The 14,007-nt window shown below is 61.4% G+C and carries 12 protein-coding genes; 10 read left to right on the top strand and 2 right to left on the bottom strand.

Annotated features, from left to right (window positions below; translation table 11 throughout):
* The first annotated feature begins 147 nt into the window (after positions 1 to 147).
* The 3 genes from CWC48_RS16880 (at position 148) to CWC48_RS16870 (ending at position 3,414) form a co-directional block, all read left to right on the top strand.
* Positions 148 to 612, top strand: coding sequence for a Spy/CpxP family protein refolding chaperone (locus CWC48_RS16880; RefSeq protein WP_100492231.1), 465 nt, complete (start codon positions 148 to 150; stop codon positions 610 to 612).
* A gap of 68 nt (positions 613 to 680) precedes the next feature.
* A complete protein-coding gene (locus CWC48_RS16875; protein ID WP_099494294.1) occupies positions 681 to 2,024 on the top strand; it encodes a HAMP domain-containing sensor histidine kinase in 1,344 nt (447 codons plus the stop codon).
* 40 nt (positions 2,025 to 2,064) lie between these two features.
* Entirely contained in the window at positions 2,065 to 3,414 is a 1,350-nt protein-coding gene (locus tag CWC48_RS16870) for a CoA transferase (RefSeq protein ID WP_100492230.1), read from the top strand.
* Between the two features lie 114 nt (positions 3,415 to 3,528).
* Here the strand turns inward: CWC48_RS16870 and CWC48_RS16865 are convergent, their stop codons facing one another.
* Together CWC48_RS16865 and arcD (CWC48_RS16860) are read right to left on the bottom strand one after the other, a co-directional pair.
* On the bottom strand, positions 3,529 to 4,392 hold the full coding sequence (locus CWC48_RS16865) for a DNA-3-methyladenine glycosylase (protein WP_100492229.1): 864 nt from the start codon (positions 4,390 to 4,392) through the stop codon (positions 3,529 to 3,531).
* Positions 4,389 to 5,816, bottom strand: coding sequence for an arginine-ornithine antiporter (gene arcD / locus CWC48_RS16860; RefSeq protein ID WP_078049997.1), 1,428 nt, complete (start codon positions 5,814 to 5,816; stop codon positions 4,389 to 4,391). The genes CWC48_RS16865 and arcD (CWC48_RS16860) overlap by 4 nt, the downstream gene beginning before the upstream one ends.
* Positions 5,817 to 6,264: 448 nt before the next feature.
* Between arcD (CWC48_RS16860) and arcD (CWC48_RS16855) the strand changes: the two genes are divergently transcribed.
* From arcD (CWC48_RS16855) to gcvH, 7 genes are all read left to right on the top strand, one after another.
* Complete coding sequence (gene arcD / locus CWC48_RS16855) at positions 6,265 to 7,692, top strand: arginine-ornithine antiporter (RefSeq protein WP_078049998.1); 1,428 nt, start codon at positions 6,265 to 6,267, stop codon at positions 7,690 to 7,692.
* Between the two features lie 33 nt (positions 7,693 to 7,725).
* The gene (gene arcA / locus CWC48_RS16850) at positions 7,726 to 8,982 is read left to right on the top strand and encodes an arginine deiminase (RefSeq protein WP_099494289.1); all 1,257 of its coding nucleotides are present in this window, start codon (positions 7,726 to 7,728) and stop codon (positions 8,980 to 8,982) included.
* A 69-nt stretch (positions 8,983 to 9,051) separates the two neighbouring features.
* Positions 9,052 to 10,062 (top strand): ornithine carbamoyltransferase, encoded by a 1,011-nt coding sequence (locus CWC48_RS16845; protein ID WP_016973242.1) that lies wholly within the window; start codon positions 9,052 to 9,054, stop codon positions 10,060 to 10,062.
* A gap of 156 nt (positions 10,063 to 10,218) precedes the next feature.
* On the top strand, positions 10,219 to 11,148 hold the full coding sequence (arcC, locus tag CWC48_RS16840; protein WP_078050000.1) for a carbamate kinase: 930 nt from the start codon (positions 10,219 to 10,221) through the stop codon (positions 11,146 to 11,148).
* 18 nt (positions 11,149 to 11,166) lie between these two features.
* Entirely contained in the window at positions 11,167 to 11,529 is a 363-nt protein-coding gene (locus CWC48_RS16835; protein WP_078050001.1) for a DUF5064 family protein, read from the top strand.
* 184 nt (positions 11,530 to 11,713) lie between these two features.
* Positions 11,714 to 13,222, top strand: coding sequence for a sigma-54-dependent transcriptional regulator (locus CWC48_RS16830; protein WP_078050002.1), 1,509 nt, complete (start codon positions 11,714 to 11,716; stop codon positions 13,220 to 13,222).
* A 394-nt stretch (positions 13,223 to 13,616) separates the two neighbouring features.
* The gene (gcvH, locus tag CWC48_RS16825; RefSeq protein WP_015885597.1) at positions 13,617 to 14,000 is read left to right on the top strand and encodes a glycine cleavage system protein GcvH; all 384 of its coding nucleotides are present in this window, start codon (positions 13,617 to 13,619) and stop codon (positions 13,998 to 14,000) included.
* Positions 14,001 to 14,007 lie beyond the last annotated feature (7 nt).

The raw sequence follows: 14,007 nt of genomic DNA, 5'->3' as shown, positions 1-14,007 counted from the left end.
CAGGTGAAATACCCAGCGGTGTGAGTTTTGTCAGTTCGCTTCAAAATCGTCTTTACCCAAGCTTTACCCACACCTGACCGCCGCTGACCTTGATCTCCGTAATCTACTCACATCCGGACTCACCGGAATAGAGACAGGAGAATCACCATGCGCAAGACCCTTATCGCTTTGATGTTCGCCGCTGCCCTGCCAACCGTTGCCATGGCGGCAATGCCTGAAGGCCCAGGCCCGATGGGCGGCCCCGAAGGCCACATGATGGGTGGCCCGAGCCACGGCGGTGAACACGGTCCGCGTGGCAAAGGTGGCCCGTTCAGCCAACTGGACCTGAGCAAGGAACAGCGTGAGCAGATCGGCAAACTGATGGGCGACCAATGGCATGCTCGCAAGGACTTGGTCAAAAAGTACCTGGACAAACTGCCAGCCGCTGACCAGAAAGCCATGCAGGACGAAATCGCCGCCGGCAAGCAGAAAACCCAGGCGGACATCCGCGCCGTGCTGAAACCCGATCAACAGAAGAAATTCGACGAGATCGTCAAGAAGCAAGAAAAGCGCCGCGCCGAATGGAAGGAATTCCAGGCCTGGAAAGCGCAACAGCCGCAAAAAGCGCAATAATGCCCACGCGTTAACACTCCCAGCCCAGTGGCTCGCGCCGCTGGGCTTTTCCTGTTTGAGGGTTTCCTGTGCGTTCATTGTTCTGGCGCATCCTGGCCAGCTTCTGGCTGGCCATCGCCTTGGTTGCCGGGTTGTCGATTCTGCTTGGGCACATGCTCAATCAAGATGCCTGGATTCTCAGCCGCCACCCCGGCCTTAATAACCTGGCCGAAGAGTGGACCCAACTCTACGAAGCCCAGGGTGAGGATGCTGCCCAGGACTTGCTGCAACAGCGCAAACGCCAGTACCACATCGACGTGCAAGTGCTGAATGAAAGCGGCGATCCGGTGGTTCGCGGCACCTTCCCGCGCCGCGCCGCCGCCTTCGAGGCGCGCCAGAACGACAGCCAGGACGGCCATCTGCCCTGGCGTCGCCTGACCGCCGAGTACACCAGCGAAAAGACCGGCGACACCTACCTGCTGATCTACCGCATCCCGCACCCGGAACTCGACGCCTGGCACCGCAGCAGCCTTTTGTGGCCGTTGAGCGCGTTGGCGATTGCGCTGGTGGTGCTGACCCTGTTCAGCCTGCTGGTGACACTGTCCATCACCCGGCCCCTCAGCCGTTTGCGTGGTGCGGTGCATGACCTTGGCCAGGCCACCTATCAGCAAAACAGCCTGGCGCGCCTGGCCAACCGCCGCGATGAATTCGGCGTGCTGGCTACCGACTTCAACCGCATGGGCGCCCGCCTGCAAAGCCTGATCGGCAGCCAGCGCCAGTTGCTGCGCGATGTCTCCCACGAACTGCGCTCGCCCCTGGCACGCCTGCGGATCGCCCTGGCCCTGGCCGAACGCGCCAGCCCCGAAGAACGAGAGAAACTCTGGCCGCGCCTGACCCGTGAGTGCGATCGTCTGGAGGCGTTGATCAGCGAGATCCTGGTACTGGCCCGCGTCGATGCCGACAATGCCAGCGCCGAAGAGATCGACCTCTACCCTCTGCTCAAAACCTTGCAAAAGGACGCCCAACTCAGCGCGCCGGACCAGGTGGTGCAACTGAGCGCCGAAGGCGACCTGCACCTCAAGGGCTGGCCGACCATGATCGAGCGCGCTGTGGATAACCTGCTGCGCAACGCCCAGCGTTTCAACCCACAGGGTCGGGCAATTGAGCTACAGGCCCAGCGCCAGGGCGAGCGCATTCTCATCAGCGTGCGCGACCACGGCCCAGGCGTTGACGCCGAGCACTTGAGCCAGTTGGGCGAACCCTTCTACCGCGCGCCCGGCCAGACCGCACAAGGCCATGGGCTAGGGCTGGCGATTGCGCGTCGCGCCGCCGAACGCCATGGCGGCAGCCTGATCCTCGCCAACCATTCCGACGGCGGCTTTGTCGCCAGCATCGACCTGCCGTTGGAACCTGGGGTTGCCACACCGGCCTGAGGATCTTCTATAGTGGCCCTTCTCTTACGGAGGGCCTTTGATGACTGACCTGCTGACCCCCATCCAAGCCGCACTCGATCTACCGCACACGCCACTGACCTATACCGAAGCCGGCGCCCTGCCCTCGACCTTCGCTGTCACCGACCTGGCCGCCGCCAGCATCGGTGCCGCCGGCCAGGCCGTGGCCCAGTTGATCCAACAACAGACCGGGCGCCTGCCTGGCGTCAGCGTGGACCGGCGGCTCGCGTCCTTCTGGTTCTCCTCCTCGATTCGTCCGGTAGGCTGGGACGTTCCACCGCTGTGGGACCCGGTGGCAGGCGACTACGCCAGCGCCGATGGCTGGATTCGCCTGCACACCAACGCGCCCCATCACCGCGCCGCTGCCGAGCGGGTGCTGGGCAAAGCCGCCGACCGCAGCGAGATGGCCGCCAATGTAGCCAAATGGAAAGCTGCCGAGTTGGAGCAAGCGATTGTCGACGAGGATGGTTGCGCGGCGCAGATGCGTTCGTGGCAGGCATGGCAGTCGCATCCCCAAGGGCTGGCAGTGAATGCCGAGGCGCTGGTGCAGCGCCAGACCAATGAAACCACCTCCGTTAAACCCTGGCTCGGCTCGGTGGCGCGGCCGCTGGCGGGCATCAAGGTACTGGACCTGACCCGCGTGCTGGCCGGTCCGGTGGCCAGTCGCTTTCTCGCGGGCCTGGGCGCCGACGTGCTGCGCATCGATTCGCCCACCTGGAATGAGCCCGGCGTAGTACCGGAAATGACCCTGGGCAAACGCTGCGCCCGCCTGGATTTGAAAAGCCCGGAAGGCCGGCAGGTTTTCGAAGGCCTGCTCAAGGAAGCCGACATCCTGTTCCACGGCTACCGCGCCGATGCCCTGGAACAGCTGGGTTACACCGCCGATGGACTGCAAACCCTGGCCCCCGGCCTGATCGACGTGAGCCTCAACGCCTATGGTTGGAGCGGCCCGTGGCGTAACCGTCGTGGTTTCGACAGCCTGGTGCAGATGAGCAGCGGAATCGCCGCCGCTGGCATGGCCTGGAAACAGACGGACAAACCGGTGCCCCTGCCGTTGCAGGCGCTGGATCACGCGACCGGGTATTTGATGGCGGCCAGTGCGATTCAGGCCTTGAGCGAACGCTTGAAGTCGGGGCGCGGCGGTTCGGCACGGTTGTCGCTGGCGCGCACGGCGAAGTTGCTGGTAGGGGCGGGACAAGTGCCGGAGCAGCCAGCGTTGCGCGCCGAAGAGCCAGCAGATCAAGGCGTGTTGGCGGAGCAGACAGCCTGGGGCCAGGCACATCGATTGTTGCCACCGGTCGCTATCAGCGGCACGCCGTTGCAGTGGGATTTGCCGGCTGGGGAATTGGGTTCACACCGGCCTCAGTGGTGACCTTGAGTCCGCATTCGCGAGCAAGCCCGCTCCCACATTCGACCGCATTCCATGGAGGTACTCGGTCAAAATGTGGGAGCGGGCTTGCTCGCGAAGAGGCCAGTACAGGCACTATCAATCCGCCCGCTGCAACGACGTCCACAAATGCTGCGCCGCATACGCCCGGAGCGGGCGCCAAGCCTCAGCCCGCGCCAACAACTGCCGCGCCGAAACCGGCCCACCTTCCAACGCCGCCAGGGCATTGATCAACCCGATATCCCCCGACGCAAACGCATCCACCTCGCGCATCTGACGCATGGCGATGTACTGCGCGGTCCAGTCGCCAATGCCGGGCAACGCCACCAACCGCGCCACACCGGCCTTTAGGCTGGCCTGGGGTTCGAACAATCGGGGATCATCCAGCAACGCCTGGGCCACACCCGACAAGGTCCGCCCACGCGCCTTGGGCATGCCCAGCGTCGCCAGGTCCGCCGCTGCCAACACCTCGGCGGCGGGAAACACATGGGTGATACCGGCATGCGGCGTTGCCAACGGCTGACCGTATTGCGCCACCAACTTACCCGCCAGACGAATCGCGGCCACCACGGTGATTTGCTGGCCGAGCACCGCGCGAATCGCCAGTTCCAGGCCATCCCAGGTGCCCGGCACACGCAAGCCCGGACGCGCTGCGACCAGTTGCGCCATCAATGGGTCCGTCGCCAGTTGCGGGTTGATCAACTGGGGCTGGGCATCCAGATCGAACATCGTGCGCAGGCGCCGTTCGATCTCAGGCAATGCCGCCGGGTCTGGAAAACCCACCTCCACGTCTAGCGAATCGCCATCCCCCATTGCCACGCTGATCCAGCCGTGCTGCCCGCGGAGGCTGATACTGCGCCGGTACACCCCCGCCTCGACCGTCTCCATCCCGCCGATCGCCCGCGCCGACAGAAACCCCACCATTGCCGCCCAGTCGTAGGGCGGCTGATACGCCAGTCTCACAGCGACAACACCCCGCTGTACAACCCATACGCCGCCAGCCCCGCGCCGGCGATCACGCAGCTGAAAATGCCTTTTTCCATGTGGGTAAACAAGGGCTGGTCCTGCTCGCGCTTGGCCAAGGCAAACAGGATCACGCCAGGTGCATACAGCAGCGCCGACAGCAGCAGGTACTTCAAGCCGCCAGCGTAGAGCAGCCACACCGCATAGCCGAGGGCAATCAGGCCCACCAGCAAGTCCTTCATGCGCTGGCCGTGGGCGCCCTGGTAGGTTTCGCCGCGCCCGCTCAACAACACCGCATAGGCCGCCGACCACAGGTACGGCACCAGGATCATCGAGGAGGCGAGGTAGATCAGGGTGGTGTAGGTGCTGTGGGAAAACAGAGTGATCACCAGGAAGACCTGGATCATTACATTGGTCAGCCATAACGCGTTAACCGGCACCTGGTTGGCGTTTTCCTTTTTCAAAAACGCCGGCATGGTCTTGTCCTGGGCCGTGGCGTAGAGGATTTCCGCGCAGAGCAACGCCCAGGACAGCAAGGCGCCGAGCAGCGAGACCGCCAGGCCGATGCTGATCGCCATCGCGCCCCAGGGGCCGACGATGTGTTCAAGCACACCTGCCAGGGACGGGTTCTGCAAGTGCGCGAGTTCCGGCTGGCTCATGATCCCCAGGGACAACACATTCACCAGCACCAGCAGTGCCAGCACGCCCAGAAAACCGATGACCGTGGCGCGGCCCACGTCCGAGCGTTTCTCGGCGCGCGCCGAGTACACGCTGGCGCCCTCGATGCCGATAAACACAAACACGGTGACGAGCATCATGTTGCGCACCTGGTCCACCACGCTGCCGATAGTCGGGTTGCCCGCGCCCCAGATATCACGGGTGAAGATTTCGGCCTTGAATGCCACGCTGGCAATTACGATAAACATCAGCAGCGGCACGATCTTGGCCACGGTGGTGATCTGATTGATAAACGCGGCCTCCTTGATCCCACGCAACACCAGAAAATGCACGGCCCACAGCAGCAAGGACGCGCAGCCGATGGCCACCGGCGTGTTGCCCTGACCGAATATCGGAAAAAAATAACCGAGGGTGCTGAACAGCAACACGAAGTAACCCACATTGCCCATCCAGGCGCTGATCCAGTAACCCCAGGCCGACGAGAAGCCCATGTAGTCGCCGAAGCCTGCCTTGGCATAGGCGTACACGCCCGAGTCCAATTCAGGCTTGCGGTTGGCCAGGGTCTGGAACACGAAGGCCAGGGTCAACATACCCACGGCGGTGATCGCCCAGCCGATCAGCACGGCGCCCACCTCGGCGCGTGCGGCCATATTCTGCGGTAACGAGAAAATCCCCCCGCCGATCATCGACCCCACTACCAGGGCGATCAGGGCACTGAGCCGAAGTTTCTGGGCGGGTTGGGACATGAACACTCCTGAATGAATAAATCGTTTTAGCTGACAACTGTGCACTCAACTAATTAACCCAGCGAGTGTAGCGTTTATTAGAGACCGCAATAAAACACGGCGCTAATAACCCAAGGGCATGACAGTTTATAGGGTTGAGGCTTATTTAGAATTTAAATACGGCGACTACTTTGTCGTGTATTGGCTACTTATTGTCGCCTGTATGAAAAGTTTGCACATTCGGGAAAACGGACTAGCTTAAAACGTCCACACGTAGCACTAAATGATTAACCAATACCGCAGGGATCGCTCTGGAAAGCCCCTTTGCGCGGAAAACTATTGCCCACGGCTTTGCACCCTAAGTCATTAATTCACAATGGAATGTGCCAATGAAGTGATCTGAGTCAGCTGTTTGATTAGCGCACGGATTTATTCTGTGGTCTCTCTTCTCCTGCATTGGAGTTATGCGATGTCTGAATCTCCCGGAAAACTTCGACTGGGCGCACTGGTTGCACTTGTCGTCGGCTCAATGATTGGCGGCGGGATCTTCTCACTGCCGCAAAATATGGCCGCCAGTGCCGATGTCGGCGCCGTGCTGATTGGTTGGGTGATTACCGCCATTGGCATGTTGACCCTCGCGTTTGTGTTCCAGACCCTCGCCAACCGCAAGCCCGACCTCGACGGCGGCGTGTATGCCTACGCCAAGGCCGGCTTCGGCGACTACATGGGCTTCTCTTCAGCTTGGGGCTACTGGATCAGCGCCTGGCTGGGCAACGTGGGTTATTTCGTGTTGCTGTTCAGCACCCTCGGTTACTTTTTCCCGATCTTTGGCGAAGGCAATACCCCTGCTGCGGTGATCGGTGCGTCGGTGCTGCTGTGGGCCGTGCATTTCCTGGTGCTGCGCGGCATCAAGGAAGCGGCATTCATCAACCTGGTGACCACCGTCGCCAAAGTGGTGCCGCTGGTGCTGTTTGTGTTGATCGCCCTGTTCGCGTTCAAGCTGGACATCTTCACCGCTGACATCTGGGGCGTGAAAAATCCCGACCTGGGCAGCGTGATGAACCAGGTGCGCAACATGATGCTGGTCACCGTGTGGGTGTTCATCGGCATCGAAGGCGCGAGCATCTTCTCCTCCCGCGCAGAAAAACGCTCCGACGTCGGCAAGGCCACGGTAATCGGCTTTATCACCGTGCTGTTGTTCCTGATGCTGGTGAACGTGCTGTCCCTGGGCATCATGACCCAACCGGAACTGGCCAAGCTGCAAAACCCATCGATGGCCGCCGTGCTGGAACATGTGGTGGGCCACTGGGGTGCGGTGCTGATCAGCGTCGGCTTGATCATCTCGCTGCTGGGAGCGCTGCTGTCGTGGGTGCTGCTGTGTGCGGAGATCATGTTCGCCGCCGCCAAGGACCACACCATGCCGGAGTTCCTGCGCAAGGAGAACGCCAACCATGTGCCGGCCAATGCCCTGTGGCTGACCAACGCGATGGTGCAGATATTCCTGGTGATCACGCTGTTTTCCGCCAGCACCTACCTGTCGCTGATCTACCTCGCCACCTCGATGATCCTGGTGCCTTACCTGTGGTCGGCGGCTTACGCATTACTGCTGGCCGTGCGCGGCGAGACCTACGAAAACGCCCTGCGCGAGCGCAAGAAAGACCTGTTCATCGGCGCTATCGCGCTGATCTACGCGGTCTGGCTGCTCTACGCCGGCGGCGTCAAATACCTGCTGTTGTCCGCCCTGCTGTATGCCCCCGGCGTAATCCTGTTCGCCAAGGCCAAGCACGAGTTGGGCAAACCGATTTTCACCCACGTCGAGAAGCTGATTTTCGCCGCAGTGGTCATTGGCGCCCTGGTGGCGGCCTATGGGCTCTACGACGGCTTCCTGACCCTGTAACACCTGAATCTTTTGTTCACTGGAGGATCTGTAATGACCACGGAAAAAGTGAAGTACGGCGTACATTCCGAAGCCGGCAAACTGCGCAAAGTCATGGTGTGCTCCCCAGGCTTGGCCCACCAGCGGCTGACCCCCAACAACTGCGATGAACTGCTGTTCGATGACGTGCTGTGGGTGGCCCAGGCCAAGCGCGACCATTTCGACTTCGTCACCAAGATGCGCGAGCGGGACATTGATGTGCTGGAAATGCACAACCTGCTGACCGACATCGTTGCCATCCCCGAAGCGCTGGACTGGATCCTGGAGCGCAAGATCACCTCCAACACCGTGGGCCTGGGCCTGGTCGATGAAGTGAGCTCGTGGCTGCGCAGCCTGGAGCCGCGCAAAATCAGCGAATTCCTGATCGGTGGCGTGTCGGCCGATGACCTGCCGAGCAGCTTCGGTGGCAAGACCATCGAGATGTTCCGCGACTTCCTCGGCCACGCCAGTTTCATCCTGCCGCCGCTGCCCAACACCCAGTTCACCCGCGACACCACCTGCTGGATCTACGGCGGCGTGACGCTCAACCCGATGTACTGGCCGGCGCGACGCCAGGAAACCCTGCTGGCCTCGGCCATCTACAAATTCCACCCCGAGTTCACCAACGCCGACTTCCAGATCTGGTACGGCGACCCGGATCAGGAACACGGCGCTTCCACACTGGAAGGCGGCGACGTCATGCCAATCGGTAACGGTGTGGTGTTGATCGGCATGGGTGAGCGCTCGTCGCACCAGGCCATCGGCCAACTGGCGCGCAACCTGTTCAAGAATAAAGCCGTGGAACGCGTGATCGTTGCCGGCCTGCCTAAGTCACGCGCGGCGATGCACCTGGACACCGTATTCAGCTTCTGCGACCGCGACCTGGTCACCATCTTCCCCGAAGTGGTCAACCAAATCGTACCGTTCACCCTGCGTCCGGATGAGAGCAAGCCACACGGCATCGACATCCAGCGCGAGAAAACCAACTTCCTCGAAACCGTCGCCGCGGCCCTCAACCTCAAGGCGCTGCGTGTGGTCGAGACCGGCGGCAACAGCTTCGCCGCCGAGCGCGAGCAGTGGGACGACGGCAACAACGTGGTGGCGGTGGAGCCTGGCGTGGTGATCGGTTACGACCGCAACACCTACACCAACACCCTGCTACGCAAGGCCGGGGTGGAAGTCATCACCATCAGCGCCGGCGAACTCGGCCGGGGCCGTGGCGGCGGCCACTGCATGACCTGCCCGATCATCCGCGACCCTATCGACTATTAATTTCCAGGCCTTGGCCGTCGCCCATAAAGCGTCGGCCAGGGGGATAACCTAAACAGAAGGAGATCCATCATGGCTTTCAACATGCGCAACCGCAGCCTGCTGTCGCTGATGCACCACACCACCCGCGAGCTGCACTACCTGCTGGACCTGTCCCGCGACCTCAAGCGCGCCAAGTACACCGGCACCGAGCGTCCGCACCTGAAGGGCAAGAACATCGCACTGATCTTCGAAAAAACCTCGACTCGCACCCGCTGCGCGTTTGAAGTCGCGGCCCATGACCAGGGTGCCCACGTCACCTACATCGACCCGGTGTCGTCGCAGATCGGCCACAAGGAAAGCATGAAAGACACCGCCCGCGTATTGGGCCGGATGTTCGACGCCATCGAGTACCGTGGCTTCGAGCAGGAAATCGTCGAAGAGCTGGCCAAGTTCGCCGGCGTGCCGGTGTTCAACGGCCTCACCGCCGAATTCCACCCGACCCAAATGATCGCCGACACCCTGACCATGCGCGAGCACAGCGACAAACCGCTGCATGACATCAGCTACGCCTACCTGGGTGACGCGCGCTACAACATGGGCAACTCGCTGCTGATGATCGGCGCCAAGCTGGGCATGGACGTGCGCATCGGCGCGCCGAAAGCCCTGTGGCCGCACGAAGATTTCATCAAGCAATGCCAGGCATTTGCCGAAGAAAGCGGCGCGCGTATCACCATCACCGAAGACCCGAAGGAAGCGGTGAAAGGCGTGGACTTCATCCACACCGATATCTGGGTGTCCATGGGCGAGCCGGTGGAAGCGTGGGACGAGCGCATCGAGCAACTGCTGCCGTACCAAGTCAACGCCAAGATGATGAAAGCCTCGGGCAACCCGCGCGTGAAGTTCATGCACTGCCTGCCGGCGTTTCACAACAGCGAAACCAAGGTGGGCAAGGACATCGCCGCGCGTTATCCGAACCTGGCAAACGGCGTGGAAGTGACCGAGGACGTCTTCGAGTCGCCGGCCAACATCGCGTTTGAGCAGGCGGAGAACCGCATGCATACCATCAAGGCGATTCTGGTGTCGGCACTCGCAGATATCTAAACCTCTAGTTGGCAATGAGGACAAATGTGGGAGCCGAGCTTGCCCGCGATGCAGGCACCTCGGTCTTTCAAGAAGGCTGCAGTGATGCTATCGCAGGCAAGCCAGCTCCCACATTGACCGCGTTCCTTCATCAGAACTTTCAGAAGGACATTCTGTATGCGCATCGTCGTAGCCCTGGGCGGCAACGCCCTGCTCCGCCGTGGTGAACCCATGACGGCGGACAACCAACGCGCCAATATCCGTATCGCCACCGAACAGATCGCCAAGATCCATGCCGGCAACGAGCTGGTGATCGCTCACGGTAATGGTCCGCAAGTCGGCCTGCTGTCGTTGCAGGCGGCGGCCTACACCCAGGTGTCGCCGTACCCGCTGGACGTGCTCGGCGCCGAGACCGAAGGCATGATCGGCTACATCATCGAACAGGAACTGGGCAACCTGCTGGACTTCGAAGTGCCGTTCGCCACCCTGCTCACCCAAGTCGAAGTGGACGCCAAGGACCCGGCCTTCCAGAACCCGACCAAGCCCATCGGCCCGGTGTACTCCAAAGCCGAAGCGGAAAAACTCGCCGCCGAAAAAGGCTGGGCGATTGCCCCGGATGGCGACAAGTACCGCCGCGTGGTCGCCAGCCCACGGCCCAAACGCATCTTTGAAATTCGCCCGATCACGTGGCTGCTGGACAAAGGCAGTATCGTGATTTGTGCCGGCGGCGGCGGCATTCCGACGATGTACGGCGAGGACGGCAAGCTGCGCGGCATTGAAGCGGTGATCGACAAAGACCTGTGTTCGTCGCTGCTGGCATCACAATTGAAAGCCGATTTGCTGGTGATCGCCACCGACGTCAACGCGGCGTTTATCGACTACGGTAAACCCACCCAGAAAGCCATCGGCCAGGCCCACCCCGACGACATCGAAAGACTCGGCTTCGCCGCCGGTTCCATGGGTCCCAAGGTCCAGGCCGCCTGCGAGTTCGCCCGCCAGACTGGCAAAACCGCCGTCATCGGTTCACTCTCGGACATCGAAGCCATCGTCCAGGGCAGCGCCGGCACACGCATCAGCACGGCAACACCTGGCATCACCTATCTGTGAAGTAGAGGAGATACGCCTATGGCCACCTTTGAACCGGGTCACCTGCACGTTGAACGTCACGCGCTGAACAAGGATGACTACAGCTACAACCTGTGCATCGACTACGAAGTCAGCCAGGATCCCAAGGAAGGCAAGGGGATGCTGTTCAAGCTGCATGGCTCGGTGCAGGGCAAGGACCTGAAGGAGGAGTTTTTCCTGCCCAAGGACCAGGCGTTCGACTTTGCCCGGCATGCGATGAACATTGCGCAGAAATACGGCATGCCGAAAATTGCCGTGTTGAACGGCTCGATGCACAAGCAGTACGACTTGATGTTCGAGGATGTGCGGCATCAGTTGGATGTGAAGGCAGGCGATCCGGTCAAGCCCGAACACCTCGAATAACCCGATTTCCCAGGCACCAACAATCAAATGTGGGAGCGGGCTTGCTCGCGAATGCAGTGTGTCAGTCAGCAATTTTTCCACTGACCCACCGTATTCGCGAGCAAGCCCGCTCCCACATTTTTGATCTCCATCACCTGTCAGGCATACTGGCCACCCTCAGTACGCCAGAACCAACAACCGTCCCATGCGTATCCACGTCAGCTTCATCGACCGCGTCGGCATTACCCAGGAAGTCCTGGCCCTGCTCGGTGGGCGCAATCTCAACCTGGATGCGGTGGAGATGGTGCCGCCCAATGTCTACATCGACGCCCCGACCCTGAGCGCCGACGTATTGGAAGAACTGCGCGGTGCGTTGTTCAGCGTGCACGGCGTGCAAGCGGTCACGGTGGTGGACATCCTCCCCGGCCAACGCCGCCATCTGCAACTCGACGCCCTGCTGGCCGCCATGACCGACCCGGTACTGGCGCTGGACAGTGCGGGCAAGATCCTGCTGGCCAACCCGGCGCTGATCACGCTGTACGGTCGTGAACCGGCCGGGGAAAGCATCAGCGAGCTGTTCAATGACCCGGCGCTGCTGGACACCCTGCTGGAACACGGCTTTCGCTTGCCGCTGCGCGAGATCAGCGTCAACGGCCAGACCCTGCTGCTGGACGCCACGCCGATCACCGACGCCGGCGCCCTGCTCACCCTTTACCAACCCAACCGCATCGGCGAACAACTGTCGGCGCTGCACCATGATCATGCCGAAGGCTTTGACGCGCTGCTGGGCGAGTCCCCGGTGATCCGCACCCTCAAGGCCCGTGCGCAACGTGTGGCGGCGTTGGATGCCCCTTTGCTGATCCAGGGCGAAACCGGCACCGGCAAGGAACTGGTCGCCCGTGCCTGCCACGCCATCAGTGCGCGCCACAGTGCGCCGTTCCTGGCCTTGAACTGCGCGGCGCTGCCGGAGAACCTCGCCGAGAGCGAGCTGTTCGGCTACGCACCGGGCGCCTTTACCGGCGCGCAACGCGGTGGCAAGCCGGGGCTGATGGAGCTGGCCAACCAGGGCACGGTGTTCCTCGATGAAATCGGCGAGATGTCGCCGTACCTGCAGGCCAAGCTGCTGCGTTTTCTCAATGACGGCAGCTTCCGGCGCGTCGGCGGCGACCGTGAAGTGAAGGTCAATGTGCGCATTCTCAGCGCCACCCACCGCGACCTGGAAAAAATGGTCAGCGAGGGCACCTTCCGCGAGGACCTGTTCTACCGCCTCAACGTGCTGAATGTCGAAGTGCCGCCGCTGCGCGAACGCGGCCAGGACATCCTCTTACTGGCGCGTTACTTCATGCAGCAGGCCTGCGCCCAGATCCAGCGCCCGGTGTGCCGCCTGGCACCCGGCACTTACCCTGCGCTGCTGGGCAACCGCTGGCCGGGCAACGTGCGTCAACTGCAGAACGTGATCTTCCGTGCCGCCGCCATTTGCGAAAGCAGCCTGGTGGACATCGGCGACCTGGACATTGCCGGCACCTCGATGGCGCGCCAGGGCGACGGCGAAGTCGACAGCCTGGAACAGGCCATGGAAGATTTCGAACGCAGCCTGCTGGAAAAGCTCTACGCCCACTACCCCTCCACGCGCCAACTGGCTAGCCGCTTGCAGACCTCGCACACGGCCATCGCCCATCGCCTGCGCAAATACGGCATTCCAAATAAGCCCTGAAGCCGAGCACCGATCAAAATATGGGAGCTGGCTTGCCTGCGATAGCGGTGCGCCAGGCACACCGCTATCGCGGGCAAGCCAGCTCCCACAGAAATTGCAATCCGAGCGTTAAATTTGGTCCAGGAACGACATCCAGTGTACTGAAAGCGCTACAGTGGAACGATATCGCTACAACCCTGTTTTTTGCGCGCCATGCAAGGCTTTGATCCACATAGGCTTTTTTTCAGGCGCCCGAGTGTAGCGAAATCGCTACAGCGAACCGGCATATCGTCATAACCGATTTATTTAACTTGTTGATTTATAACGACTTAACAACCTTGGCCGCGATATTGCTAAGCAACTCCCCATTATTCCAATCCCGTCCACCAGACGAATCTGGCCCCGAGGAGTTTCCATGAGCGAGTTGCGTTTCACTGAAGATCACGAATGGCTGCGCGCCGAAGCCGATGGCAGCGTCACCGTGGGTATCACCGCTTTCGCGCAGAACGCGCTGGGTGATGTGGTTTTCGTGCAACTGCCGGAGTTGCAGGCCTACGACAAGGGCGCTGAAGCGTCCACCGTGGAATCGGTCAAGGCCGCCAGCGGCGTGTACATGCCCTTGGACGGTGAAGTGCTCGAAGTGAACGACAAACTCGACGGCAGCCCGGAACTGGTCAACGAAGACCCGATGGGCGAAGGTTGGTTCTTCCGCTTTAAACCCGCTGATGCCAGTGCAGTGGCTAAGCTGTTGGATCAGGATGCGTACGACCGCCTGATCAAAGCCAACGCTGAAGCTTGAGGAGCGC

Source organism: Pseudomonas sp. S10E 269, assembly GCF_002798465.1.
GTDB classification, from domain to species: domain Bacteria; phylum Pseudomonadota; class Gammaproteobacteria; order Pseudomonadales; family Pseudomonadaceae; genus Aquipseudomonas; species Aquipseudomonas pergaminensis.
This window is presented reverse-complemented; position numbering and strand designations above follow the sequence as displayed.